This is a genomic window from Chakrabartyella piscis (genome assembly GCA_030067835.1).
Classification (GTDB): domain Bacteria; phylum Bacillota; class Clostridia; order Lachnospirales; family Anaerotignaceae; genus Chakrabartyella; species Chakrabartyella piscis.
Genome location: CP092441.1, coordinates 1,795,493 through 1,821,481, shown reverse-complemented (window position 1 = coordinate 1,821,481; position 25,989 = coordinate 1,795,493). Strand labels below are relative to the sequence as shown.

Annotated in this window: 24 protein-coding genes and 1 riboswitch; of the genes, 19 read left to right on the top strand and 5 right to left on the bottom strand. The window is 37.1% G+C overall.

The window, feature by feature from the left end:
- Window positions 1-13: 13 nt before the first annotated feature.
- Window positions 14-2,035: a hypothetical protein gene (locus tag MJY40_RS08090; RefSeq protein ID WP_317853738.1), complete on the bottom strand. Its 2,022-nt coding sequence runs from the start codon at window positions 2,033-2,035 to the stop codon at window positions 14-16.
- 229 nt (window positions 2,036-2,264) lie between these two features.
- On the opposite strand from MJY40_RS08090, the gene MJY40_RS08085 reads away from it, so the two are divergent.
- Window positions 2,265-3,962: an IS1634 family transposase gene (locus tag MJY40_RS08085; RefSeq protein ID WP_317853737.1), complete on the top strand. Its 1,698-nt coding sequence runs from the start codon at window positions 2,265-2,267 to the stop codon at window positions 3,960-3,962.
- Between the two features lie 13 nt (window positions 3,963-3,975).
- Entirely contained in the window at window positions 3,976-4,185 is a 210-nt protein-coding gene (locus MJY40_RS08080; protein WP_317853736.1) for an ErpK protein, read from the top strand.
- 37 nt (window positions 4,186-4,222) lie between these two features.
- Here the strand turns inward: MJY40_RS08080 and MJY40_RS08075 are convergent, their stop codons facing one another.
- Window positions 4,223-4,414, bottom strand: a complete 192-nt coding sequence (locus tag MJY40_RS08075) for a helix-turn-helix domain-containing protein (protein ID WP_317853735.1) — start codon at window positions 4,412-4,414, stop codon at window positions 4,223-4,225.
- Window positions 4,415-4,525: 111 nt separating this feature from the next.
- Between MJY40_RS08075 and MJY40_RS08070 the strand changes: the two genes are divergently transcribed.
- Window positions 4,526-5,637 (top strand): IS3 family transposase gene (locus MJY40_RS08070; RefSeq protein WP_317853734.1). Its coding sequence is split into 2 segments (ribosomal slippage): window positions 4,526-4,778 and window positions 4,778-5,637, totalling 1,113 coding nucleotides; the frame shifts between segments, so codons are not numbered across the junction.
- 168 nt (window positions 5,638-5,805) lie between these two features.
- Here MJY40_RS08070 and dapB read toward each other — a convergent pair.
- The 3 genes from dapB to MJY40_RS08055 are packed head-to-tail and all read right to left on the bottom strand — an operon-like array spanning window position 5,806 to window position 8,498.
- Window positions 5,806-6,558, bottom strand: coding sequence for a 4-hydroxy-tetrahydrodipicolinate reductase (gene dapB, locus MJY40_RS08065; RefSeq protein WP_317853733.1), 753 nt, complete (start codon window positions 6,556-6,558; stop codon window positions 5,806-5,808).
- Between the two features lie 23 nt (window positions 6,559-6,581).
- A complete protein-coding gene (gene dapA, locus MJY40_RS08060; RefSeq protein WP_317853732.1) occupies window positions 6,582-7,463 on the bottom strand; it encodes a 4-hydroxy-tetrahydrodipicolinate synthase in 882 nt (293 codons plus the stop codon).
- 36 nt (window positions 7,464-7,499) lie between these two features.
- Window positions 7,500-8,498: an aspartate-semialdehyde dehydrogenase gene (locus MJY40_RS08055; RefSeq protein WP_317853731.1), complete on the bottom strand. Its 999-nt coding sequence runs from the start codon at window positions 8,496-8,498 to the stop codon at window positions 7,500-7,502.
- Window positions 8,499-8,681: 183 nt separating this feature from the next.
- A riboswitch (Lysine riboswitch) is annotated at window positions 8,682-8,857 on the bottom strand.
- A 248-nt stretch (window positions 8,858-9,105) separates the two neighbouring features.
- On the opposite strand from MJY40_RS08055, the gene MJY40_RS08050 reads away from it, so the two are divergent.
- The 16 genes from MJY40_RS08050 to MJY40_RS07975 all read left to right on the top strand — a co-directional run bounded on the left by MJY40_RS08050 (window position 9,106) and on the right by MJY40_RS07975 (window position 25,989).
- Window positions 9,106-9,327 carry a small, acid-soluble spore protein, alpha/beta type gene (locus tag MJY40_RS08050; RefSeq protein WP_331488153.1) on the top strand — a complete coding sequence of 74 codons (222 nt, stop codon included), beginning with the start codon at window positions 9,106-9,108 and terminating at the stop codon, window positions 9,325-9,327.
- A 46-nt stretch (window positions 9,328-9,373) separates the two neighbouring features.
- Window positions 9,374-10,123: a class I SAM-dependent DNA methyltransferase gene (locus tag MJY40_RS08045; protein WP_317853730.1), complete on the top strand. Its 750-nt coding sequence runs from the start codon at window positions 9,374-9,376 to the stop codon at window positions 10,121-10,123.
- 15 nt (window positions 10,124-10,138) lie between these two features.
- A complete protein-coding gene (gene hslO / locus MJY40_RS08040; RefSeq protein ID WP_317853729.1) occupies window positions 10,139-11,020 on the top strand; it encodes an Hsp33 family molecular chaperone HslO in 882 nt (293 codons plus the stop codon).
- A 758-nt stretch (window positions 11,021-11,778) separates the two neighbouring features.
- Window positions 11,779-12,105 carry a hypothetical protein gene (locus MJY40_RS08035; protein WP_317853728.1) on the top strand — a complete coding sequence of 109 codons (327 nt, stop codon included), beginning with the start codon at window positions 11,779-11,781 and terminating at the stop codon, window positions 12,103-12,105.
- Window positions 12,092-14,086: a V-type ATP synthase subunit I gene (locus MJY40_RS08030; protein WP_317853727.1), complete on the top strand. Its 1,995-nt coding sequence runs from the start codon at window positions 12,092-12,094 to the stop codon at window positions 14,084-14,086. Before MJY40_RS08035 ends, MJY40_RS08030 begins: the two co-directional genes overlap by 14 nt.
- Window positions 14,079-14,561, top strand: coding sequence for a V-type ATP synthase subunit K (locus MJY40_RS08025; protein ID WP_317853726.1), 483 nt, complete (start codon window positions 14,079-14,081; stop codon window positions 14,559-14,561). The genes MJY40_RS08030 and MJY40_RS08025 overlap by 8 nt, the downstream gene beginning before the upstream one ends.
- 24 nt (window positions 14,562-14,585) lie before the next feature.
- Window positions 14,586-15,146 (top strand): V-type ATP synthase subunit E, encoded by a 561-nt coding sequence (locus MJY40_RS08020; protein ID WP_317853725.1) that lies wholly within the window; start codon window positions 14,586-14,588, stop codon window positions 15,144-15,146.
- A 15-nt stretch (window positions 15,147-15,161) separates the two neighbouring features.
- Complete coding sequence (locus MJY40_RS08015) at window positions 15,162-16,139, top strand: V-type ATP synthase subunit C (protein ID WP_317853724.1); 978 nt, start codon at window positions 15,162-15,164, stop codon at window positions 16,137-16,139.
- Window positions 16,132-16,449 (top strand): V-type ATP synthase subunit F, encoded by a 318-nt coding sequence (locus MJY40_RS08010; RefSeq protein WP_317853723.1) that lies wholly within the window; start codon window positions 16,132-16,134, stop codon window positions 16,447-16,449. Before MJY40_RS08015 ends, MJY40_RS08010 begins: the two co-directional genes overlap by 8 nt.
- 23 nt (window positions 16,450-16,472) lie before the next feature.
- Entirely contained in the window at window positions 16,473-18,248 is a 1,776-nt protein-coding gene (locus tag MJY40_RS08005) for a V-type ATP synthase subunit A (protein ID WP_317853722.1), read from the top strand.
- A complete protein-coding gene (locus MJY40_RS08000) occupies window positions 18,245-19,621 on the top strand; it encodes a V-type ATP synthase subunit B (RefSeq protein ID WP_317853721.1) in 1,377 nt (458 codons plus the stop codon). Before MJY40_RS08005 ends, MJY40_RS08000 begins: the two co-directional genes overlap by 4 nt.
- Window positions 19,622-19,627: 6 nt before the next feature.
- Entirely contained in the window at window positions 19,628-20,296 is a 669-nt protein-coding gene (locus MJY40_RS07995) for a V-type ATP synthase subunit D (RefSeq protein ID WP_317853720.1), read from the top strand.
- Between the two features lie 312 nt (window positions 20,297-20,608).
- Window positions 20,609-21,292, top strand: a complete 684-nt coding sequence (locus tag MJY40_RS07990; RefSeq protein ID WP_317853719.1) for a response regulator transcription factor — start codon at window positions 20,609-20,611, stop codon at window positions 21,290-21,292.
- A 2-nt stretch (window positions 21,293-21,294) separates the two neighbouring features.
- On the top strand, window positions 21,295-22,746 hold the full coding sequence (locus MJY40_RS07985; protein WP_317853718.1) for a sensor histidine kinase: 1,452 nt from the start codon (window positions 21,295-21,297) through the stop codon (window positions 22,744-22,746).
- Window positions 22,747-22,904: 158 nt separating this feature from the next.
- Window positions 22,905-24,677 (top strand): HlyD family efflux transporter periplasmic adaptor subunit, encoded by a 1,773-nt coding sequence (locus MJY40_RS07980; protein ID WP_317853717.1) that lies wholly within the window; start codon window positions 22,905-22,907, stop codon window positions 24,675-24,677.
- A complete protein-coding gene (locus MJY40_RS07975; protein ID WP_317853716.1) occupies window positions 24,664-25,989 on the top strand; it encodes an ABC transporter permease in 1,326 nt (441 codons plus the stop codon). The genes MJY40_RS07980 and MJY40_RS07975 overlap by 14 nt, the downstream gene beginning before the upstream one ends.

Genomic DNA, 25,989 nt, shown 5'->3' with positions numbered 1-25,989 from the left:
TGCTTAGGTTGGATTATTTATTAATTATTTCATTAGGATTCGGTGCAAATAATTTATCAAATAATATTTGGTTTCTTTTTTTAGCATCAGCTAGTAGCTTAGGATAGGATATCACTTCATAATAGGCATTTCTTTGCGGATGATATCCACAATATCCCATGCCATCTGGCATAAGGCTTAATCCTGCATTTTTACAGTTGCTCTCCATTTTAGGAGACATATCACATATCGCAAAACATCTGAATTGCGTTTTCCCACTGGCACCAAAAGACAGTCCATTAGCACGTTTTTTCTGGCCAGATACGATCTCATCAATATATTTTCCCATTTGATTTAAAGGATTGTCTTTTTGATTATCTGGCTTTTTGAACTCTATTATTGTAATTGTGTTTAAAGGGGCATCATCACCAGAAAATGCAAAAGCTCGGTCAAAAACAGCTATATCAACTTCTTTAGTACTATTGCTATCAATATCAGGCAATGATTTGATTGTTTTGTCTGAAGCGAGGAATTGATGATATGCAAGTCTTTCATCAATTATCCATAGGTTCATTTCCTTAAACGCTACATCATCTGAAGTATGACGCATAGGGCAAATAATTGAATGGATAGCATCTTCTTTTTTAAATTTCCCATTATCTTGAACCGTGAGCGTATCTTCCAATAAATGAAGAATAGATTTTCTTCTAGTAACATACTCTGCCAAACAAGTTTTACTCAGTTCGGTGACTCCAGCCCAATAAGTGTCAAATAATTGTTGGTATGCATCTGGGGTAAGAGAATCTACTTTTCTATTAGCTTCTTCCAGTTCTTGACCTTTGACTTTCAATTCTCTTTCCCATTTTTGAACTTGTTTATGCAGTTCCAACTCTAATTTATCATTTGATAATCCAGATGGTATATAATCATATACTTCCGGATATTGTTTTAATAAGTATCGATAGGTCGGATTTTCATTAGCTACGAAGTTATCAACTTGCTTTTTAGTTTTCTTTTTAATATCTGCTATATAGTCCGATAAATATGCAGTTATAAAGTTAATAGAAACAGAAACTAGGCTATCTTGCCCAGTTCCACTAATTGAAATCTGACCGTTCTTTTCGTCGTAGTTGAAGTTTGTTCTAGAAGCATCAGCAATAGAATCTAAGTATTCACCTGTCAAATATCCGACATAATAAAAACCTACCGGATCATCTGTTGAAATAATTTTCTTGTTTAAATCTGGAATATGCGATTTCAAATCAACAGAATTAACTTCATGCATATCAGCACACAAATGCAATTCGTGCTTAGTTGCGCCCTCTGGTAGTTTCAAATGGTAAATTGTAAAACTATGATCAGATATTTCGAATCGATCCTGAATTAGCGTATCTTTAATTGTTGTGTTGAAATACTGATTGAGGTTAATTGTATCTATTCCATCAGTCAGTATAATTTTAGGGCACATATCAGATATAAAGAATAGTAAACAGTGTTCTATAATTTTCTTTGCGATAACATCTAATTCAACAGGGATTTTATCTTTATATGGTAACAACATATTTTTTAATGTAATTTTAGTTTTGCATTCAATTTCTTCCCCGGATATAAGAGTATTACTGTCAAAATCTATTCCTTGTGTACCAAAATCAAAAGTTCTTTCAAATAAACAATTATTTTCAGAATAAATACTGTGGACATTCACAGCCGCAAAAGCTTTTAACCATAAAAAACGTCCTATCCCTTTACAACCTTTTTTGATTTTAAATGTAGAATATGCTGTGTTAAATGATTTATAATTTTCAGAATTAAAGCCACAGCCATTGTCTGTAACTATAAAAGACTCAATATGTTCTATTTGATTTGGTAAAGAAGTTTGGTATGTGGAATCACTTCTTTGTGCAAAAATAGTGATTTGCCCACAACTTTTATTCGGAGAATCTTCGATAGATTGGATTGAATTTACAATCGTTTCAAAAAGAGGCCAAAGAGCTTTAGACTCGCTGAGTTTAATGCTGTTCAATTGACCTGCAATATCTAGTGTAAAAGCGCTCATAAACTCATCTCCTTAGTTGATAATAGTTTTTTTGAATTCACTACTTCCTCATCAAAACTCAAAATATGATGATTGGCGCAAAAATCAATAATCTCAACTTCCTGAAATTTTGACACTAAATAAAAACAAAACCCAATAAAGTCCAGTAAAATCGGCAAATCTATTGATTTTTCTGGGCTTTTAGTGTATACTATTCTTAGTGGGTATACTCACTAAGAAAGGAGAGCGTATGTACTTTGATTTTACAGTAGAAATACCTGAGAGCAAGGGGAAAATCACAAGGAAAAAGATAAAAGATGTAACGTACATTAATTATGAATATGACCGAATATATAAACCTGAAAAACAATATACGATTCCGAAACGAACTACAATAGGGAGACGATGCGAGGAGGATATTGAAAAAATGTATCCCAATGCAAACTATCTAAAATATTTTCCGGATAAAGAACTACCAGATAAAAAGGATCGTAGTAAAAGAAGTTGTTGTCTTCGGATAGGTTCATATTTGATGATACAGAAGATTATTAAAGACTATGAACTTGATACGATGCTAAAGCGTATCCTTGGTAAAAATGAGGATCTGTTTTTGGATTTAGTTACATACTCTATTATTGCAGAAAATAACGCAGCACAATATTATCCAGACTACGCTTATAACCATCCGCTCTTTACATCTGATATGCATATTTATAGTGATAGTAAAGTATCTGATTTTCTTAGTGAAATCACAATAAATCAAAGTGTTGGATTTCTGAATGAATGGAATGCGTCACGTAATCATAGGGAACAGATTTACATATCGTATGATTCTACTAACATGACCTGTCAGGCAGGTGATATAGATTTGGCAGAGTTTGGACATTCGAAAACGGGGGATGATAAACCGATTATTAATCATGCTATCGCCTACGATAGAACGAATAGAGAGCCTCTGTTTTGTGAGGATTATCCTGGAAGTATAGTTGACATATCTCAACTTCAATACATGCTAGAGAGAGCAAAGGGATATGGATATCGTAAAGTTGGATTTATCTTAGATAGAGGATACTTTAGTAAAGAAAATATTCACTTTATGGATAAGAACAACTATGAGTTTGTAATCATGGTAAAGGGAATGAAGAAGATTGTACAGCCACTTATCCGTCAACATTTAGGTGAGTTTGAAGAAGATAGAAAGACAAGTATTCGAAAATACAAAGTGAATGGAATTACAATAAAAGATTTTTTGTATCCATCTGATGAAAAAGAACGATATTTTCATATTTACTATAGTACTAAGAAACATCTTATGGAAAGAGAACTATTGGAAAACAAAATAGATCAAATGGCACGAACACTGAAAAAGATGGAAGGAAAGCCTGTAACTATAGCAAAGAGTTTCGAGAAATATTTCGATTTAATTTACCACCATCCAGGACAAGAGGATGAACGATTTACAGTAGCAAGAGAAAAAACAGATATAGTCAGTGATGAAATGCGTATGTGTGGGTATTTTTGTATTATTACATCTAAGAAGATGTCAGCGAAAGATGCATTAGAATTATATAAAAGTAGGGATAATTCAGAAAAACTATTTAGTGCTGAGAAGTCATTCCTAGGAAATCGAGGGCTTCGTGTGCAATCGGACGAATCAGCTGAGACGAAGCTTTTCATTGCATTTGTGGCATTAATTATACGTAGCAAGATTTATACTAGCCTCAAAGATGCTGAGGAAGAAAGTGAAACGAAACATAATTTCATGACAGTCCCAGCCGCATTAAAAGAACTGGAAAAGATTGAGATGACAAGGCACTTAGATAATTGCTATCGTCTAGATCACGCAGTAACAAAAACACAAAAAACGATTTTAAAGGCATTTGGAATTGATGCGAATTATATCAAAAGAAAATCAGAAGAAATAGGAGCTGTTTTGGCAGAGTCATAGGAGGATTAGAGAAATGGGAAGACGTAGTATATCGATAGATGAAAAGATAGAACGAGCTAAAGAACATGTATTCAAATGTAAAGATAAATATGATGAAGCACTAGCAGAGTTAGTTGCATTGCAGGAGAAGAAAAGTGATCTGCAAAAACAAGAGTTACTGGAAGCTATGGAGAATAGCACACGAAGTTACGAGGACATTTTGAAGTTTCTTGAAGGTAAATAAACATTAGGTCTGGGACGATTTTGTAAACGTCCTAGACCTATAAATGTTTTAGTGGGTAAATTTCAGGAAGTTGAGAAATAAATACTTTTTGTGTAAGATTATTCGGAGTTGTTTTTCCGTTTTCCCAACGATTTATCGTAGCAAAGCTAACATTAAGTCGTTTTGCCAATTCTTCTTGAGAAATACCCAAAGACACACGTGCAGTTTTAACTTTCTTAGAAAATTCCATATTCACTCACCTCATACTTAAATTATAGCAAGTTGGAATGGCTATACTTAACTAGACAGAAAAGATAAGGTCATGTAAAATAAAACTAATATAAAATAAGGAGATGATTACATGACTAAAAAACGACAACGAAGAGAATTTACAGAAGAATTTAAACAGCAGATGGTTCAATTATATAACAACGGAAAATCGAAAGCAGATATCAATCGTGAATACGATTTAACACCATCGGCACTGAATCGCTGGATACAGCGTTACAATGCTACTGGTTCTACAAAAGAAGCTGATAATCGCACACCAGAAGAAGCTGAACTCATCAAACTTCGTAAAGAGCTACAACAGCTACGAATGGAAAATGACATACTAAAGCAAGCGGCGCTGATATTCGGACGAAAGTAATTGTAATTCGAGCAAATCGACACAAATACTCTATATCAGCCATGTGTAAATGCCTTGAAATCAGCAGGAGTACCTACTATTACGAGGCTTCGTCCAAGAAAGATGATACGGAATTAGAACAAGAAATTGAACGGATTTTTTATGAAAATAAAGAAGTCTACGGAAGTCGTAAAATGAAAAAAGAGCTGAAGAAGTTGGGCAAACAGGTTTCTAGACGCAGAATTTGCCGCATTATGAAACGTTTAGGGCTAATTTCGGTCTATACCGTTGCCAAGTTCAAACCACAAAAGCAACAATGCAATGAGTCGCCAGTAAAAAACGAACTAGCTCGTCAATTTGATAACCAGCCTCCCAATGCAGTAATTGTTGGGGATTTGACGTATGTTCGAGTGAACTATAAATGGAACTATGTTTGTATCTTAATTGATTTATTCAACCGAGAAATCGTTGGATTTAGTGCAGGACTTCACAAAAATGCTCAGTTGGTATATGATGCTTTTGCAACAATCAAAGGGAATTTATCTGAAATCGAGTTGTTCCATACGGATCGAGGCAGCGAGTTTAAAAACTATCTCATTGATGAAATGTTAGATGTGTTTCAGATCAAACGATCCCTCAGCATGAAGGGCTGCCCCTATGATAATGCAGTTGCAGAAGCCAATTTCAAGGTATTCAAAACAGAATTTGTTCGAGGACGAAATTTCGTCAGTTTGGAGCAATTGAAGTTAGAACTTGCAGACTATGTGCATTGGTTCAATAACATACGTTTGCATGGCTCTTTGGATTATAGAACACCAGCCGAATATCGGGTACTGACCTTATAAAAATTGTCCAAAAAAGTGTTGACATTCCAAGTGTTATAACAGGTGTCAATAAAAAAGCTCTCGTTATCCAAAATGGTAACGAGAGCCTTTCGTATTCAGTTTGCCTTACCCCCGTGGTCACAAATTGTCTTTTAGACCACTTGACTTTTGTATAGGGGATACTTTATTTTACATCAAAACATCTTTCATGGAATACAAACCAGCTTCTTTACCAGCCAAATATTTAGCAGCTTTCACAGCGCCAACAGCAAATACTTCTCTGGAAGTTGCTTTGTGGTTGAGTTCAATGATTTCATCACGACCAGCAAAAATCACATCGTGGTCACCTACGATATTACCACCTCTAACACCATGAATACCAATTTCTTTTGGATCTCTTTTTTCACGTGTTTGAGAACGATCGTATACAAAGTGATATTCGTTGTCCATAGCATCGTTGATGGCTTCAGCCAATGCCATAGCAGTACCACTTGGAGAATCAATTTTTTGATTGTGATGTTTTTCAATGATTTCCATATCAAAGTTTGCATCTGAAAGGATTTTAGCAGCTCTTTGTACCAAATCCAAAAGCAAATTCACACCAATGGACATATTTGCAGATTTGAGGACTGCAACACTCTTTGCTGTTTCAGCCAAAGATGCTGTTGTTTCATCAGAAAGAGCAGTGGTACAAACCACAACTGGAATTTGTTTTTCTGTAGAAAACGCAAGCAATGCAGGAACAGCAGTAGCAGTGGAAAAGTCAATGATAACATCAGCATCCACATCGCAAGAAGCACAATCTGCAAATACAGGAAAAGCAGCTTCTGGTTTACGTGGATCGATACCAGCAACCATTTGACAGTTTGGATCATTTGCCACAATTTCAGCAACCACTTGACCCATTTTACCGCCACAACCATGCATAATTATATTTATCATACTATTTACTCCTTATGAGGTTCTCAAATCAAACCGTAGTTTTTCATAGCAGTTTTCAATGTTTCTAAGTTATGATCTTCCATATCGCAAAGTGGCATCACACAACTACCTGCATCATAACCCATCAAATTCACAGCTTGTTTCACTGGAATTGGGTTTACTTCGCAGAACAATGCAGAAATCAACTCAATTGCATCCAATTGCAAGCGTGTTGCTTCTTTTGTGTTGCCTTCCAAGTAGTTCATAACCATATCATGTGTATTTTTTGGTGCAACATTTGCCAAAACAGAGATAACACCTTTGCCACCCAAAGAAAGAATTGGCAAAATTTGGTCATCGTTACCGCTATACAAATCGAAATCATCATCAATCAAAGAAGCGATTTCTGCAACTTGAGAAAGGTTGCCACTTGCTTCTTTGACAGCAACGATATTTTTGATTTTAGACAATTCCAAAACAGTTTTTGGAGCAATGTTACATCCTGTACGTCCAGGAACATTGTACAAAATAATAGGGATTTCAATTGCTTCTGCAATAGCAGTGTAGTGCAAAATCAAACCTTTTTGTGTTGCTTTGTTGTAATATGGAGTGACCAAAAGCACAGCATCAGCACCAGCTTCTTCGCAACCTTTTGCCAAATTGATACCATGAGCAGTGTCATTGCTACCAGCACCAGCAATAACAGGAACACGACCAGCAACTGTTTCAACAGCAAAACGAACACATGAAAGTTGTTCTTCATCAGTCATAATGGAAGCTTCGCCTGTTGTACCACAGATGATGATGGCATCAGACTTGTTTGCAAGTTGGAACTCAATGAGCTCTTTCAATGTTTCAAAATTGATGGAACCATCTGGGTGGAAAGGTGTGATGATCGCAACACCAGAACCTGTAAAAATAGACATAAATACGACCTCCAATTAAATGTTGTTTTGTATAGTTTATGCGTTCATACCGTTGATAATAACTTGAGCAATTTGAACTGCATTTGTTGCAGCACCTTTTCTAATATTGTCGGCAACAACCCAAATGTTGATACCATTTTCCAAACTTTCGTCACGTCTGATACGACCTACAAACACTTCATCTTTGCCAGCAGCAGAAAGTGCAAGAGGGTATTCATTGTTGTAACAATCGTTTTGTACCACCAAACCTTCAGCTTTTTCCAAAACAGCAAGCAAATCGCTCATTTCGAAAGCATTTTCAAATTCGATGTTGATGGATTCACTGTGAGAATCGAAAACAGGAACACGAACTGTGGTAGCAGTTACACGCATATCAGGGTTGTGCAAGATTTTTCTGGTTTCTTCCACCATTTTCATTTCTTCTTTTGTATATCCATTTTCCAAGAACACATCAATGTGTGGCAAACAGTTGCCAGCAATTGGATGAGGGAATTTTTTAGGAGCTTCACCTTTGATACCATTTTCCAAATCTTGCCATCCAGCCAAACCAGCACCACTCACTGCTTGGTATGTAGAATATACCACACGTTTGATTTTATAAGCATCATCCAAAGGTTTGAGCGCTACCATAGCTTGAATGGTGGAGCAGTTTGGATTTGCAATGATGTTTTTGTGCCAGTTGATATCTTCTGGGTTAACTTCAGGAACCACCAATGGAACTTCTGGGTCCATTCTCCATTGGGAGCTGTTGTCGATTACAATACAACCATGTGTAGCAGCAATAGGAGCGAATTTTTCACTTGTGCCACCACCAGCGGAGAACAAAGCAATATCAATTGGTTTATCAAAAGAATTTTCTGTCAATTCTTCTACAATATAATCTTTACCGTTGAACGTAATTGTGGAACCAGCAGAACGACTAGAAGCCATAACATAAAAGTTCTCGATAGGTAATTGACGTTCTTCCAAAACTTTAAGGAAAGTTCTACCTACCATACCAGTTGCACCTACAACAGCTAAATTGATTTTTTTCATTTTCATTTTCCTTCTTTCTTTGCATATTCATTGGTTACATTCAGGCAATACCGCATAACCCTGATTGCAAAATTTGCGAGTTGTGCGGTGTTGCTTTTATAAAATAAAACAATTTTGGATATAAAAAAAGCCGGCAAATGCACCGACAGAAGAAGTACAAATACCATAAAATATTTGTATGTATCTTGTCGTAGCACTCCATTGAATACAATGACAGTTGAGTGGCTCTTAACCAAACAACCAGAAAACACAAGATAGGGCTAGTATTTTCTTCGGCATTTTCACCTTTCTATGGATGGCACTTATCCCTTATGATATTCACCCATGTACTCTTTGCAAAATGCACCTCTACGTATAGAAATATGTATTTACGTTATAGTCTAACATCAGAAGCTGGTTCTGTCAATCATTTATGCAAAATATAGAAAAAATGATATAAAATGCATGGGTATTGGAAATACTAAAACGGGGATGCATGGTGTATACAAGTGAAAAACATATGATTTCTGTTGGAAATACAATGTCAAATGAAATCATATCCCATTGGAAATGCAAGTAAATTGGTTTCTGTACAATTGTATTAAATAGGTAGAAAGAGGTGTAAAAATTGAAAAAAGAAATGACTGAAGCACAAAAAAGAGATTTGCGTATGAAAACAGAAATAGCAAGTGAACTGGGTCTGTTGGAAAAGGTGGAATCTGTTGGCTGGAAGGGGTTAACAGCAAGAGAAACAGGACGCATTGGTGGTATTATGGGGCGTAAAAAGATCAAAGAACGTGAAAAGTTGAAAAAACAAGACGAAACTTCTTGCAATACCCACAAGGAATAGATATAATAGATTGATATGTCCAAATTATAGAAAAGTGGGTGAAAAGATGGACGCATACGAAGTATTTGCAAAAACATACGATACCTTTATGGAAGAAGTGGATTATCCATCTTGGATTGCCCATTTGGAAGCCATTTGGAAGAGGTTTGATGTGCAACCAGAAATGATTTGTGATTTGGGTTGTGGTACAGGCAATGTAGCAATTCCTTTGTTGCAAAAGGGGTATGCTGTCATGGGTGTAGACAATTCAGAAGAAATGTTGACACAAGCAAGGAAAAAAGCAATGGACTTGGAATTGCAGCTACCATTGTTTTGTCAGGATATGGTGGAATTGGATTTGCCTATGTATGTGGATTGTATGATCAGTTTGTGTGATTGTTTGAACTATCTGACAGAAGATGGTGAATTGTTGGAGGCATTTCAAGGAATCAAAGAGAATTTATGTGAAAATGGTTGGTTCATATTCGATATGAATACACCTTATAAATTCAAACATGTGTTGGGAAATCAGACCTATGCAGCAACTACAGAGGATGCAGCATATTTCTGGGAAAATACATTTGATGAAGAAGAAAATATCAATGAATATTATGTCAGCTTCTTTTCCAAACAAGAAGGAAGAGAAACATACGAAAGAGCAGAAGAATATCATTATGAACGAGCATATTCTTTGGAGGAAATTCAAGGTGCATTGACAGAAGCGGGATTTACAGTAAAAGGATTGTATGATGGATATTCCTTTGCACCAATCAAAGAGGATAGCGAACGTTTTGTATTTGTAGTACAGGTCGTGTAAGGAGGAAGTAGAAAGATGAAAGATTATATTGTAAAAGCCACAGCAGGAAATGGTAGCATTCGTGTGATTGCAGCAACCACAAAAGAAATGGTAGAACATGCAAGACAAATTCACAATACAACACCAGTGGCATCAGCAGCTTTGGGTAGAATGTTGACAGCATCTGCAATGATGGGTAGTATGCTCAAAGGTGAAAAGGATTTGTTGACTTTGCAAATCAGAGGAGAAGGTCCTCTTGGTGGTATTGTTGCAACAGCAGATAGCAATTGTAATGTAAAGGGATATGTATTCAATCCAAATGTGGACATTCCTTCTAAATATCCAGGAACATTGGATGTTGCAGGTGCAATTGGCACAGGATTTTTGAGCGTAACCAAGGACATTGGCATGAGAGAACCATATTCTGGACGTATCGAATTGGTTACCAGTGAAATTGCAGAAGACTTGACCTACTACTTTGCACAATCAGAACAAACACCTTCAGCAGTTGGTTTGGGTGTCTTGGTGGAAACAGACAGAACCATTCGTCAAGCAGGCGGTTTCCTTGTACAAGTGATGCCAGGTGCTACAGATGAAATGATTGATACTTTGGAACAACGCATCAATGGACTTCCATATATGAGTGATTTGTTGGATATGGGACGTACACCAGAAGATGTTTTGGATATGTTGTTCTCAGATTTGGATTTGAATATTTTGGAAACAGTGCCATGTGCATATCAGTGTAATTGCTCCAAAGAGCGTGTGGAAAAAGCTTTGATTAGTATTGGAACAGAAGAATTGGAGAAAATTCTTGTAGAAGACAAAAAAGCAGACATGCATTGTCATTTTTGCAATAAAGATTATTCTTTTACAGAGGAAGAATTGAAAGCATTATTGGAAGAAGCAAGTTCATGATAGAAAGTTAAAGATATGGGTAAAAGCCATCTTGATGATATTTTGGGAAACTAAGTAAATTAAGATGGTTTTTTTCATTCTGTTTTATATAAAGTGTATATATTTATTGAAAAAACATTGAAAAAATAGTTGGATATTTTAGAGGATGTTATGAAAATGTAAAATTAATAAACTATAGTTCATTGAAATTTCATTTTTTTTAGATTTGAATATTTTACGGAAAATTTATGCACAAAAATTTTGAAAAAAAATATACATAATGAATAAAAAAACTGAATTTTCCCAAAATAGTCAATATACGTATAATTTGTAAGCAAAATAAATTGTATGCGAAATATCATCTAATTGTTCAGTAAAATCCACACTTTTTGGAGAAGTAGGTGGATTTTGATTTTTCTTTAACAATAATGTATTTGACTACACTTTTTTTCTGTATAAATACCAGTGCAAAATCGTATTGACAAGAGTTGGGAAATCTTTTATGATTTACTATAAGGTGTCTTATCTGAAGGCATAGAAATGAGAATTTACAAAGAGTTTTCTCATGTTTTTCTCATTTTTCTGGATAAGTGGACTTTGGATTTTCAAAGTTTTATTGAGAATCTAAAAAAACATCATTTTTTCTGTTTTCTTTTTTTACCTGACATACTGTTATATATTTAACACTTTGTTGCGATAAATGAAAACAGTAAAAAAGTGGTTTTGAGCATCATAAATATGCAGTTTGAATTCAAATTGTTATGAAAGAGGTGAAAGGAATGGCTTATGAGATTTTAAAAAGCATTGTGGAAGCAGAACTGGAAGCAGAAGAAATGAAAAAGCAAGCTCTGGTGGATGCGGAAACTATGAAAAAAGAAGCAATGCGAAAAACGGATCAAATGCTCAGTGCAATCAAAGAAGAAGGGAAAGCTTTGATGCAAGAGGTGACAATTCAGGCTAGGGAAGAAAGCCAAACCAAAATTCAGGAAATTCGCAAAGATGCAGAAGATGCATGTCAAGCATTGCAAAATGAAAGTGCATTGAAAAAGGAAGCGGCAATTCAAGCAGTAATTGGAAGGGTTGTGGGAACGTATGGCAGTTGTTGAAATGCGTAAGCTTGTTGTAATCGGCTTAAACAACATACGGACTCCTTTCCTACAAGAACTGATGGCACTTGGGGTTGTGCAAATCAATTCCCAAGAAGGTCAAATTGATGATCAGGAGTGGATGCCTGATATCTTTAGAACCAGTAATAGTGCGGATGTATCTCGTTTGGAAGCAGATATTTTACGTGTGCATACTGCATTGGATGCAATCAATCGTTACGATGAAGGCAAAAAACCACTATTTTTGATTCGAGATGAATTTGAAAATGATGCCTTTGATCGTTACATGGACAAAGAAAAAACAGCCATTGAAAGAAATGTGGATACTGCTTTTCTTGCAAACAAAACGATTGTAGAATCCCAAAACGAAATCAATCGTTTGTCTGGTTTGATTGTTGGATTGGAACCGTGGAAAAATTCGGATTTGCCTTTGCAAATTGGAGAAACAGAAACTGTATCTGTTTTGTTTGGAACAACAAATGCAAAAACAAACTTTGCTGAATTGGCAGTGGAGTTACAAGTGGCATCACCTTCTGTTATTGTAGAGCAGGTGAGTGCAGATCCACAGCAAATGTATATCAGTTTCATTTGTTTGAAGGAAGAAAGAGATGCAGCACTAGATGCGTTGCGTAAGTTCTCCTTTAATATGGTAGCACTTTCTGATCACGAAGGTACAGCAGCAGAAGCAATTGGAAACATAGAAAAACAAATTGAAAAATGGGAAACAAAAAAAGCACAAGCAGAAGATGAACTGAAAAGTCTATCTGGTGCAAAAAAATCTATGTCTCATTTGTATGACAGTTTGTGTGTACGTAGAGATAGAGCAAAAATTGTAGGGAATATGGTCAGCACAGAAGAGGTATTTTACTTCGATGGTTGGATGCTTTGGAACACCAGAGATGATGTGGAAGCACTTTTGGAAGAATACGATTGTTACTTCCGCTATGAAAAACCTGCTGAAGACGAAGAACCACCTGTATTCCTAAACAATGGCAACTTTGCAACACCATTTGAAGCCATCACAAGTATGTATAGTTTGCCTTCTAGTAAGGATATTGATCCTACAAAATGGTTGGCACCTTTCTACTTCATATTCTTTGGTATGATGCTCAGTGATGCAGCTTATGGGATTATCATTTCGGTGGTTTGTGCAGTTGCAATCAAAAAATACAAATTAGAAGGATCTTTGTATCGTATGGTAAAAATGTTCTTCTACTGTGGTATATCAACCTTCTTCTGGGGTGCAATGTTTGGTGGATGGTTTGGTGATTTCTTCACTGTGGCAGCAAAACTGTTCTTTGGTGCAGACTTTACAATCCAACCAATTTGGTTCAATCCTTTGGAAGAACCTATGACATTATTGGTATTCTCTTTGATTCTTGGAGCAATTCATTTGTTCGTGGGTATGGGGTTGCAAGCTTCTATCCTCATCAAAGAAGGCAAAAAAGTAGATGCCCTTTGTGACATTGGACTTTGGTATTTGTTGCTCATTGGTTTGGTGCTATATGGTGTTGGTGGTATGGTAACTCCAGCTTTGGGAACCATCGGTATGGTGATGTCCATTGTGGGTGCTGTTGGTATCGTTGCAACAGGTGGTAGAACCAAAAAAGGTATTGTAGGAAAAATTACAGGTGGACTTGGTAGTTTGTATGGTATCACTTCCTATTTGTCAGATGTACTTTCCTATTCCAGACTTTTGGCTTTGGGCTTAGCGACTGGTGTTATTGCACAGGTAATCAATTTGCTTGGTTCCTTGGCAGGCGGTGGCATCACAGGTGCAATTGTTTTGACGATTGCATTCCTATTCGGTACAGTATTTAATATTGCAATCAACATGTTGGGTGCCTTTGTGCATTCTTGTAGATTACAATATGTAGAATTCTTTGGTAAATTTTATACAGGTGGCGGTAAACCTTTTGAGCCATTTGAAAGAAAAACAAAGTATATTAAGATCATTAAGGAGGAAAAAAACAATGGTTGAGAGCTTATTTAGTGGTGAATTTTTGGCATTGGCAGGCGCAGCAGTTGCAGCTCTTGCAGGTATTGGTAGTGCGATTGGTGTAGGTGTTGCTGGGGAAGCAGCAGCAGGTGTTGTATCCGAAGATCCAAACAAATTCGGTCAAGTTTTGCTTTTGCAAGCACTTCCAGGTACACAAGGTATCTATGGTTTGTTGATGGCATTCTTGATTATGAACAAAGTTGGTCTTTTGAGCGGTTCTATGGCTTCTTTGACTATGATCCAAGGTGCTAGTTTGTTTGCAGCAGCTGTTCCAATTGGTTTGGTTGGTATTTTCTCTGGTATTGCACAAGGAAAAGCAGCAGCAGCTGGTATTATGTTGGTTGGTAAAAAACCAAGTGAAATGGCAAAAGGTATGTTGTTTGCAGCGATGGTAGAAACATATGCAGTTTTGGCTTTGCTTGTTTCTTTCTTGATGTACAACAACATTCAAATTTAAGGAAGATAAGGAGGAACAACTCCTATGAAGGATGGCAAAATTATAATTGATAAAATATTGGAAAAATCCCAATCTGATGTTGCAGCAATTCAAAATGCAGCAGCAAAAGAAGTAGAAAAAATCATGGACGTTGCAGATGAAAAAGTCATGAAGGAAAAAATGGATATTTCCAAAATGGCAGATGCAGAAGCAGAAAAAATCAAAGCAAAAGAAATTTCAGCAGCAGAATTGCAAGCAAGACTTCTTTTGTTGGAAACCAAACAAACTTTGATTGCAGACGTCATTGCAGAAGCAGAATCTCGTTTGGAATCTATGGCAGATGCAGAGTATTGCACTGTAATTGGAACTATGTTGGATGCCATTGTCAAAGAAGATGGTGCTGAAATCATCGTTTCCAAAAAAGACAAAACACGTTTGGCAGATGTCATTGCACAAAAGGGCTACATCCTTTCTAATGAAGAAAGAGAAATGGGCAATGGCTTTATTGTAAAAAATGGAGAAGTGGAATATAACTACACATTCCAATCCATTTTGACAGTAGAACAAGAAGAAATTAGACAAATTGCAGCAAAACATTTGTTTTAAGAAAGGGGGATTTTTATGGCAAAGAATAAGATTTACCCCTTTGCAGTTGCCAGTGTTCGCTCTATGGAAAACTCATTGCTTACCAAGCAAAAGTTGATGCAAATTGCAGAAGCAAAAGACATGGAGGAAGCAATCCGTATGTTAGGAGACACTGCATATGGGAAAACACAAATCCGTGATGTCCATTTATATGAACAAATGATTGCGAATCACTTGGAAGAAACTTATGTGGCGGTTGCTGGTTTGATTCCAACAGAAACATTTGTGGATATCTTCTTGTATAAGAATGATTATCATAACATCAAAGTGTTGCTGAAAGAAGAAGTTTCCAAAGTCAATGGCAGACCGTTTCTTGTTCGTGGTGGCACCATTCCTGTAGATAAAATGGCAAAAAACTTGCGTGAACGTAACTATGTGGAGTTGCCAAATATCGATGGTGATGCTGTGGAATTGGCAGTTGCAACCTATGCAAAAACACAAAATGCCAGATACATCGATACCATTTTGGATAAAGCTTGCTTTGCAACTATGGCAAAAGCAGCAGATAAATTGGGCAATGACTATGTATCCAAATATGTGAAAACTTTAATGGATATCACCAATTTGAAAAGCTTGTTGCGTATCAAAAAATTGGAACGTGAAGGTGAAGAATTGGAAGAATGCTACATTCTAGGTGGCAATTTATCTTTGGATCTGTTGTTGCGAGCATTTAGAAGCGAATCTTTCATCCAAGTGTTGAAAGAAACACAATATGGTACACTTTGCGAAGAATATATGGGTCAAGGATTTACTGTCTTTGAAAAAGCATGTGACGATTATTTGATGTCCTATGTCAAAGAAGCAAAATACAAAACATTGACACCAGAACCAGTTATGGCATTTATTTTGGCAAAGGAAACAGAAGCAAAATGCGTGCGTATCATTTTGGCATGTAAACTCCATGATATTGATGTGGAGATCATCAAAGAGAGAGTGAGGGAAAGCTATGTCTAAAGTTGGAATCATTGGCGACAAAGGCAGTGTAATGGGTTTCCTTGCTTTGGGAATTGATATATTTCCTGCTCATGAGGCAGATGAGGTAAAGAAAACCATTCATAAATTGGCAGAACGTGATTATGCAATCATTTATATCACAGAAGAAGCCAGCTTAATGGCACCAGAAAGCATTGCAAAATATAAAGACTTTGAATTGCCAGCCATCATTGTAATTCCTGGTATCACAGGTAGCATGGGTCTTGGTATGAACGAAGTACGTGAATCGGCGAAGCGTGCCATTGGTGCGGATATATTGTTTAGTGAATAATACGATTGTAGGTGAATGAATATATGAAAAAAGGCACGATTGTAAAAGTGTCAGGTCCGCTTGTTGTAGCGGAAGGCATGAGAGATGCAAATATGTTTGACGTGGTTCGTGTATCCGATAGCCATTTGATTGGTGAAATTATCGAAATGCATGGTGACAAAGCGTCTATTCAAGTATATGAAGAAACATCAGGTCTGGGTCCTGGTGAAGAAGTAATTTCCACAGGTATGCCTATGAGTGTTGAATTGGGACCTGGCTTGATTTCCACAATTTATGATGGGATTCAACGTCCTTTGGAAAAAATGTACGAAGCAAGTGGCACTAATATCCGTAAAGGGATTGAAGTACAATCTTTGGATCGTGAAAAAACATGGAAATTTGAACCAAGAAAAACCATTGGCGAAGAAGTGGAAGCTGGCGACGTCATTGGTGTGGTACAAGAAACTCCAATTGTAGAATGTAAAATCATGGTTCCTTTTGGCATCAAAGGTGTGGTCAAAGAAATCTTCATTGGTTCCTTTACTGTAGAAGAAACCGTTTGTGTTATCACAGATGAAAAAGGCAAAGATATCCCTGTTTCTATGATGCAAAAATGGCCAGTTCGTAAAGAAAGACCATACAAAAGAAAACAATCACCAGATTCCCTTTTGACAACGGGTCAACGTGTTGTTGATACCTTCTTCCCAATCACAAAAGGTGGGGTTGCTGCAATTCCTGGACCATTTGGTAGCGGAAAAACAGTAACACAACATCAACTTGCAAAATGGGCAGATGCAGATATCGTTGTTTATATTGGTTGTGGGGAACGTGGCAACGAAATGACAGACGTTTTGCGTGAATTCCCTGAACTGAAAGATCCAAGAACAGGCGAATCTTTGATGCAAAGAACTGTGCTCATTGCAAACACATCTGACATGCCTGTAGCGGCTCGTGAAGCTTCTATCTACACAGGTATCACCATTGCAGAATACTTCCGTGATATGGGCTATAGCGTAGCTTTGATGGCGGATTCCACATCCCGTTGGGCAGAAGCACTTCGTGAAATGAGTGGACGTTTGGAAGAAATGCCTGGTGAAGAAGGATATCCTGCTTACTTGGGTTCTCGTTTGGCACAATTCTATGAAAGAGCTGGTTGTGTTGTTTCTTTGGGTAACGAAGAAAGAGTTGGTACTTTGACAGCAATTGGTGCAGTTTCTCCTCCGGGTGGGGATACTTCTGAACCAGTTTCTCAAGCAACTTTGCGTATCGTTAAAGTATTCTGGGGCTTGGATGCTGCTTTGGCATACAAACGTCACTTCCCAGCAATCAACTGGTTGACCAGCTATTCTTTGTATCAAGATAAAGTAGATGAATGGGCAGATATCAATGTGCATCCAGACTTCTCTGAACATCGTATCGAAGCGATGATGCTCCTTCAAACAGAAGCAGAATTGCAAGAAATTGTGCAGTTGGTTGGTGTGGATTCTTTGTCCCATAGCGATAGAATGATTTTGGAAACATCACGTTCTGTACGTGAAGATTTCTTGCATCAAAACTCTTTCCATGAAGTTGATACCTATGCTTCTTTGCACAAACAATACCGTATGTTGAAATTGATTCTTGATTTCTACCATAAAGGTCAAGAAGCAATCAAAGCTGGTGTTATGATTCAAAAAATTACAAAACTCGATGTAATTGAACGTATTGGACGTGCAAAATATGTGGAAGAATCCAATGTAGACAAAACATATGATGATATTGAAAGAGAAATTGAAGCACAAATCAACGATTTGATGAAAAAGGGGGCAGATGAATTATGATAAAGGAATATAGATCAATTCAGGAAGTTGCTGGCCCTCTTATGTTGGTAACTGGTGTTGAAGGCGTTAAATACGATGAACTTGGTGAAATTGAGTTGTCCAGTGGCGAAACCAGAAGATGTAAGGTTTTGGAAGTGAATGGTGACACTGCTTTGGTACAATTGTTCGAAAGTGCAACTGGTATCAACTTGGCAGAAAGTAAAGTTAGATTCCTTGGCAAAAGTTTGGACTTTGGCGTTTCTCCTGACATTTTGGGACGTGTATTCAGTGGTATGGGTAAACCAATTGATGGTGGCCCAGAAATCATTCCAGAAGACAGACTTGACATCAATGGTGCACCAATTAATCCTGCTGCTCGTGAATATCCAGCGGAATTTATCCAAACTGGTGTTTCTGCAATTGATGGTTTGAATACTTTGGTTCGTGGTCAAAAATTGCCTATTTTCTCTGGTGCTGGTTTGCCACATGCTAACTTGGCAGTACAAATTGCTCGTCAAGCTAAGGTTCGTGGTACCGATTCCAAATTTGCGGTAGTATTTGCTGCCATTGGTATTACCTTTGAAGATGCTGAATTCTTCATCAATGATTTCAAAGCAACTGGTGCGATTGATCGTTCTGTTGTATTTGTAAACTTGGCAAATGACCCTGCTGTAGAACGTGTTTCTACACCTCGTATGGCATTGACTGCTGCAGAATATCTTGCATTTGAACAAGGTATGCACGTTTTGGTTATTATGACAGATATCACAAACTATGCAGATGCGTTGCGTGAAGTTTCTGCTGCGAAAAAAGAAGTTCCAGGACGTCGTGGTTACCCAGGTTATTTGTATACTGACTTGGCAACCATGTATGAAAGAGCTGGACGTATGAAAGGAAAAGATGGTTCCATTACCATGATTCCTATTTTGACCATGCCAGAAGATGACAAAACACATCCAATCCCTGACTTGACTGGTTATATCACAGAAGGTCAAATCATTTTGAGTCGTGATTTGTACAAAAAAGGTATCCAACCACCAATCAATGTATTGCCTTCACTTTCTCGTTTGAAAGATAAAGGTATTGGTGCTGGTAAAACCAGAGAAGATCATGCAGATACTATGAATCAATTGTTTGCTGCTTATTCCAGAGGGAAAGATGCAAAAGAATTGATGGCAATCTTGGGTGAATCTGCTTTGTCTGATATCGATTTGATGTATGCAAAATTTGCAGATGAGTTTGAAAAAGAATATCTTTCTCAAGGCTTCAGAACCGATAGAACCATTGAAGAAACTTTGAAAACTGGCTGGAAATTGTTGCGTATGTTGCCTAAGAGTGAGCTCAAACGTATTCGTGATGAATACTTGGAAAAATATTTAGCAGACGGGGAGTGATGAATATTGGCTAGATTAAACGTCAACCCAACCCGTATGGAAATGACCAGATTGAAACAACAATTGAAAACTGCTACCCGTGGTCACAAATTGTTGAAAGATAAGCTGGATGAATTGATGAAACAATTCTTGAATATTGTTCGAGAAAACAAACGCTTGCGTGAAGAAGCAGAAAAATCATTGGAAGATGCATACCAAAACTTCATCATTGCACAAGCGGTTATGAGTGAAAGTGCCATTGGTGAATCTTTGATGATTCCACGTCAAGCAGTTTCTGTAAAAGTAGGCAAAAAGAACATCATGAGTGTAAATGTACCTGTGTTTGACTTCCAATCAGAAGGTGGCAGTGGTGACATTTATCCATATGGTCTTGCATTTTCTTCAGGGGAAATGGATAGTGCAATGCTTTCTTTTTCCGATGCAATGGAACCTCTTTTGCGTTTGGCGGAAAGTGAGAAAACAGCACAACTTTTGGCACAAGAAATTGAAAAAACCAGACGTCGTGTAAATGCGTTGGAAAACGTTATGATTCCAAATTATCAAGAAACCATCAAGTATATTTCTATGAAATTGGAAGAAAACGATCGAGCAGGTACTACAAGAATGATGAAAGTCAAAGATCTTGTACTCAAAAGAGCAATTGAAGAGAAAAAAAGAAAAGAAGCTGGTGCATAAGCATCGTAAAATACCACTTAGGTTGCTAGGTGGTATTTTTTTGCTAGATTGGATTAAAAATGTATAAAAATCTATAAAAAAACATAAATTACACAAAGATATCAAATTAACATCACAAAAGAATGTAAATATGATATAAATGTGAAATAAACAGAGAATCCATAAAATCAAACAGTGTATCACAATTTGAGATAGCAATATCAGTTTGAAAACATAAGTCATTCTATTTGTATGCAATGCTTTATGTTTTCACACTGCGATTTCTCTGTTTTTTATGATACAATAGACAATAATTAGAGGAGGTTATGCAGTATGGTGAATGGTAAAATTTGTATTATGGTAGTGGATGACGATACAAGAATGGTAAGAGGGATTTCAGATTCTTTGCGTTTTGCTGGATATGAAGTAATGTCAGCAGGCAATGGAGAAGAAGCATTGGAAGTTTTTTATGAACAAGTGGATAAAATTGACTTGATTTTGTTGGATGTCATGATGCCTGTTCGAGATGGCTATTATGTATTGTCTACAATTCGAGATGAACGTCATATGACACCGATTATTATGTTGACAGCAAAAGATGAAGAATATGACCAATTGCGTGGTTTTAGATTGGGTGCAGATGACTACATTGGCAAACCATTTTCCATTTCATTGTTGTTGGCACGTATCGAAGCGGTTATGAAACGCAGTGGCAAATTGGTGGCAGAGGATTTGGTTGTAGGTGGAATTGCCATCAATATTTCCAAAAGAAGCTGTGTCAATGATGGTACAACAATGGAATTGACCAAACGTGAATTTGAGTTGCTATACTTCTTCCTATTGCACCCTTCTTTGATTTTCACAAGAGAACATCTTCTCAATCAAGTATGGGGCTATGATTTTGAAGGGGATAGCAGAACTGTAGATACCCATATCAAACAATTGCGTATCAAATTAGGAGAAAAATCCACATATATCAAAACAGTACATAGAGTCGGATATAAATTCGAGGTATAAATATGGAAATTTCAATCAAAAAGAAACTGTTGTTTACCTTTATTGGCTTGGTGGTATCCATTGCAGTATCACAATCGGTGTTCAACTTCTTTTTCATTACAGATTATTATACATCCTATAAGAAAAATATTATGGAAACTGCATTTGAGGAGTTCAAAGAAGATTACAATGGTGGAATTGAAAGCATTTCTGAAAGAGTCATGTATTTTGAGTCTACGCACAATTTGCAAATCACCATATTCAATGACAATGAGGTGCTATATACCAGTCGCAATACCAGTGACAACGATAGGTATCCTATGCCAGCAGCAAGACCTGTTGAAATGACACAGGAGGATTATGAAGCAGATCCTATGGTAGAAACAGAGTCACCAGAGGAGATGGACAATCCCCAAAGAGGTGTGTTGCGTTTACAGGGTGTGTTTGAATTTGAAGGACAAGAGCACTTTGTTTTGCTTACATTACCTGTGGATTCCATACAAAATAGCATTGGTTTCTTCACCAATTCCAGTGCTGTGATTTCTGCTGTGGTTTTGTTGATTGGGATAGTGATTTCGGTTTTGTTGGCAAAAAGCATCACACAACCCATTGAAGAAATGGAGCAAATTACTTTGAAACTTTCAGAATTGGACTTTTCAGCAAGAACCAATGAGACAGTCAGCACAAAAGAGTTAGCGAGTTTATCCAGTAGCATCAATGTTATGTCCAAACGTTTGGAAACAACTATTTCTGACTTGAATGAAGCCAATATCAAGTTGCAAAAAGATATTGATATGCAGGTGCAAGTGGAGCAAATGCGAAAAGAGTTTATTGCAAATGTATCCCATGAAATGAAAACACCACTGGCATTGTTGCAAATTTATAGCGAAAATTTGAAATATTGTGGCGAAGTGGCAGATCGAGAATACTATTGCGATACCATCATAGAAGAAGTACAATATCTCAACAAAATGGTAAAAAGCATGTTGGAAATTTCTGCAATTGAAAGTGGAATTGAAAAATTGCAATTTGCAGAGTTCTCCATTTCCCATACAGTGGAGCAAATGGCAAGAAAAATGGAACCATTGTATGAAAATTTAAAGGTAACATGGAACATACAGGAGAATATCCTCTACAATGGTGATGAAAAGTATATTGAACAGGCAATGAACAACTTTATCATCAATGGTATTTCACATACAGCTGAAGGTGATAGTATGCAAATTGATTTGGAACAGGTGGAAGATGCAATTCGTTTTTCTGTATACAACCAAGGAAATCTCATCCAAGAGGAAGATATGATTCGACTTTGGGATAGTTTCTACAAATCAGACAAAGCACGCACCAGAACAGCAGAAGGCAATGTTGGTTTGGGTCTACATATCGTAAAAACCATTGTGCAAAAACACGGGGGTCAATGCTTTGTAGAAAACAAAAAAGAGGGTGTATTGTTCACTTTTACTTTGCCAGTGTAAAAAAAATGATTTTAAGAACATCTGAACACAAGATGTTGATGAGAACACATGCGATTTTATGAAATTTTAACAAAAGAACTCAATTTCATCAATATTATATCATAATTAGAGAATATAGTGATACCAATGGAAATTTCGTTTACATGGAAGGAGCGATAATGGTGAAATTGTTGGGCAAAGGAAATAAGGCAGAAAAGCCAAAGAAAGCAGAAATGAATGAAGCACAGTTGCGCTTGCATAAAGCTGCACAAAAAAGAAAAATGAAAGCGGTTGCAGGTGGTGCAGTTGCAGTGGTAGTTGTAGCAGCAGGTGTTATGGGGTATCAGGCAACAACCAGTACAGGTACTAGCACAGTGCAAAATACATACAAAGAAGAAGTGGTAACTCGTGGCGATATCGTTGTTGGGGTAACAGAAGTGGGGACAGCACAATTGGAAGATATCGAAGTTTCCTTTGAATTTGCAGTTGAACTCAAAGAATTGTTTGTAACTGCTGGTGAATATGTCAAAGAAGGCGACATTGTTGCGTATTGCACTTTGCCAGAAGACGAAGATTACGATGATAGCAAATACGATTCTGCTGATGAAGAATACGATTCTTTGGTTTTGGCTTTGAAAACAGCACAGACAGAATATGATAGTGCGGTATTACAAGCAGAAATTGATCGTTTGGAAGCAGCACTTACTTTGCAAAACAACTCTGTGAGTGGTACAAAAGCAGAATACCAAATGGGTTACGATTTGGCTTCTTTGCAATTGACTTATGAATCATTGGAAAAAGAAATTGCAGATTTGGAAAAAGAATTGGCAGATGCAGAAGAAGATCTTGCAGAAGGTTATGATGCAGATGAAGCAATTGAAGAATATGAATACCAAATTGGTAAGTTGGAAAGTAAAATTGCACAGTGCGAAGTGGAGTACAAACATGCTTTGACTTGTACCTATACATATGAATCTGGTGGTACATGGTGTAGTTTCCCTTCTTATAGCCACGATTTGTCTGGTTTGCTCAATTCCATTGAGGGCTACGAAGACGATATTGATGATTACGAACGTTTGATTGAGCTTGCAGAAGAAGATAGCGTTGAAGCAGAAGAAGACTGGATTGATGAAATGGAAGATCTCATCGACGATTTGGAAACAGAAATTTCTTGGAAACAAAAAGAATTGCTTGCAGAAAGCTATTCCATCAGTCTTGCAGAAGCAGAAATCGAAAGCACATACCAAGAAGGTGTATACGTAAGTGATACAGCACAATTGGTATACGAAACAACTTTGTTGCAAATTGACATTGAATTGGAATTGGCAGCTCTTGAAGTGGAACAAGCACAAGAAAACTTGGATGAATTTGAATTTGATGTTTTGGAAGAATTGGTACAAGCACCTTGTGATGGTTATGTTATGACGGTTGCAGATATTGGTGATATCAATGCATACAATGATATCATGACCATTGGTAAAGATGATGCTGTGGAATTGGTTGTCAGCATCGACCAAGAAGATATCAATGATGTGGAATTGGGTATGGATACATTGGTGGTTTTGGACGCATATGAAGAATATGCTTTGCCAGCAACTGTAAGCAAAATTTCTGTATCTCCATCTTCAGGTATTTCCACAACTGTAAGTTACACAGTAACCATCTACTGCGAATTGACAGATTATGATGAAATTGTTGTTTACGAAGGTATGACAGGTAATGTAACCTTTATCCAAGAAGCGGTTAACGATTCCTTGCTCATTTCCAGTAAATGTGTTACCACAGAAAATGGCAAACAAACAGTACTTCGCTTGTTGCCTACAGGTGATATGGAAGTGGTTGAAGTAACAACTGGATTCTCTGATGGATTCGACGTGGAAATCTTATCCGGTTTGGAAGAAGGAGATATCGTATTGCTTGAAAGTGCGGTGGTTCAGAATGCAACTAATTGAGTTACTTCGTTTGGTTCTCATTAACATCAAACAAAATAAGGGGAAGGTTTTTCTAACTTCCCTTGGTATTATTGTAGGGACTGCCACAATCGTAATGGTTATTGCCATTGGTGAAGGTGGTAAGCAAGATGTTGCAGAACAATTCAAAACTTTGAATGCGGGTACCATCACCATTTCCGAAGGGGTTTCTACTTTAGAAGGTGCTATGATGGGTGGCGGTGGCGGTATGCCAATGATGAGTGGCGGTGGTCCTAGTAGTGGTGGCGGTCAATCCAGATCCTCTGGTGGCAGTAGCAGTAGTTCTGCCAGTAGAACAGCTCAGGCTTTGGCTTCTGCAAATGACAACACCTTGACAGAAGAAAATATGGAAGACATTTTGTTCTTTGTACCAAATATCACATCAGCAGCCCTTTCTGCAACAGCAGAACACACTGTAACAGGTGGCGATTTGGAAGATGGCGATGATTACACAGTTGTTGGTACAGAGCCAAATTATGCAACCATCAGCAATTTGAATACAGTTGTTGGTAGTTTTATCACAGAAACAGACTTGGAAACCACAAGTAGATCCGTTGTCATTGGATATTCTGTGGCTTTGGATATGTTTGATAGTTTGGAAGATGCTTATGATGAAAAGATTCAAATTGATGGACGTGACTATGTAATCGATGGTGTTTTGGGACAAATGGGTACCATTGTTGCAGATGTCAACCCAGATGAAGCCATCTATATGGCATATTCCACAGCAGAAAAATATATCTTTGAACGAAACTATAGCCCACAAATCACATTGTTGGCAGCAGATGTTTCCTATGTAGAAGAAATCATTGAAAATATCACAGCAGTTTTGGCACAATCCAACCCAGATACCACATTTACCATTGAAGATGCTGGTGCAACTATGGATGCTGCTATGGAATCTGCAAATACATTGTCTATGCTTTTGATGGCAATTGCTGCAATCGTATTCATTGTTGGTGGTATTGGTATTATGAATGTATTGTTCGTTTCTGTTAAGGAAAGAACAAGAGAAATCGGTATTTTGAAAGCCATTGGTACCAGCAAATTTGATATTTTGATGCTGTTTGTATTGGAAGCAAATACCATTGGTGTCATTGGTGGCGTTTTGGGGGTTCTTGTAAGCTTTGCAGTAATCCCTTTGATGGAATATACAGATATCACTGTGGTTATGTCTTTGGAAGCTGTACTTTTGGCATTGATGTTTGCCATTGTAACAGGAACTATTTTTGGTTTCTATCCAGCTTGGAGAGCATCTAACTTGATTCCAATTCAAGCACTCAATAACGATTAA

What these genes read in the sequence shown, in the direction of transcription:
- MJY40_RS08090 (WP_317853738.1), bottom strand. Translation starts at nt 2,035, where the DNA reads ATGAGCGCTTTTACACTAGATATTGCAGGTCAATTGAACAGCATTAAA.
- MJY40_RS08085 (WP_317853737.1), top strand. Translation starts at nt 2,265, where the DNA reads ATGTACTTTGATTTTACAGTAGAAATACCTGAGAGCAAGGGGAAAATC.
- MJY40_RS08080 (WP_317853736.1), top strand. Translation starts at nt 3,976, where the DNA reads ATGGGAAGACGTAGTATATCGATAGATGAAAAGATAGAACGAGCTAAA.
- MJY40_RS08075 (WP_317853735.1), bottom strand. Translation starts at nt 4,414, where the DNA reads ATGGAATTTTCTAAGAAAGTTAAAACTGCACGTGTGTCTTTGGGTATT.
- dapB (WP_317853733.1), bottom strand. Translation starts at nt 6,558, where the DNA reads ATGATAAATATAATTATGCATGGTTGTGGCGGTAAAATGGGTCAAGTG.
- dapA (WP_317853732.1), bottom strand. Translation starts at nt 7,463, where the DNA reads ATGTCTATTTTTACAGGTTCTGGTGTTGCGATCATCACACCTTTCCAC.
- MJY40_RS08055 (WP_317853731.1), bottom strand. Translation starts at nt 8,498, where the DNA reads ATGAAAAAAATCAATTTAGCTGTTGTAGGTGCAACTGGTATGGTAGGT.
- MJY40_RS08045 (WP_317853730.1), top strand. Translation starts at nt 9,374, where the DNA reads ATGGACGCATACGAAGTATTTGCAAAAACATACGATACCTTTATGGAA.
- hslO (WP_317853729.1), top strand. Translation starts at nt 10,139, where the DNA reads ATGAAAGATTATATTGTAAAAGCCACAGCAGGAAATGGTAGCATTCGT.
- MJY40_RS08035 (WP_317853728.1), top strand. Translation starts at nt 11,779, where the DNA reads ATGGCTTATGAGATTTTAAAAAGCATTGTGGAAGCAGAACTGGAAGCA.
- MJY40_RS08030 (WP_317853727.1), top strand. Translation starts at nt 12,092, where the DNA reads ATGGCAGTTGTTGAAATGCGTAAGCTTGTTGTAATCGGCTTAAACAAC.
- MJY40_RS08025 (WP_317853726.1), top strand. Translation starts at nt 14,079, where the DNA reads ATGGTTGAGAGCTTATTTAGTGGTGAATTTTTGGCATTGGCAGGCGCA.
- MJY40_RS08020 (WP_317853725.1), top strand. Translation starts at nt 14,586, where the DNA reads ATGAAGGATGGCAAAATTATAATTGATAAAATATTGGAAAAATCCCAA.
- MJY40_RS08015 (WP_317853724.1), top strand. Translation starts at nt 15,162, where the DNA reads ATGGCAAAGAATAAGATTTACCCCTTTGCAGTTGCCAGTGTTCGCTCT.
- MJY40_RS08010 (WP_317853723.1), top strand. Translation starts at nt 16,132, where the DNA reads ATGTCTAAAGTTGGAATCATTGGCGACAAAGGCAGTGTAATGGGTTTC.
- MJY40_RS08005 (WP_317853722.1), top strand. Translation starts at nt 16,473, where the DNA reads ATGAAAAAAGGCACGATTGTAAAAGTGTCAGGTCCGCTTGTTGTAGCG.
- MJY40_RS08000 (WP_317853721.1), top strand. Translation starts at nt 18,245, where the DNA reads ATGATAAAGGAATATAGATCAATTCAGGAAGTTGCTGGCCCTCTTATG.
- MJY40_RS07990 (WP_317853719.1), top strand. Translation starts at nt 20,609, where the DNA reads ATGGTGAATGGTAAAATTTGTATTATGGTAGTGGATGACGATACAAGA.
- MJY40_RS07985 (WP_317853718.1), top strand. Translation starts at nt 21,295, where the DNA reads ATGGAAATTTCAATCAAAAAGAAACTGTTGTTTACCTTTATTGGCTTG.
- MJY40_RS07980 (WP_317853717.1), top strand. Translation starts at nt 22,905, where the DNA reads ATGGTGAAATTGTTGGGCAAAGGAAATAAGGCAGAAAAGCCAAAGAAA.
- MJY40_RS07975 (WP_317853716.1), top strand. Translation starts at nt 24,664, where the DNA reads ATGCAACTAATTGAGTTACTTCGTTTGGTTCTCATTAACATCAAACAA.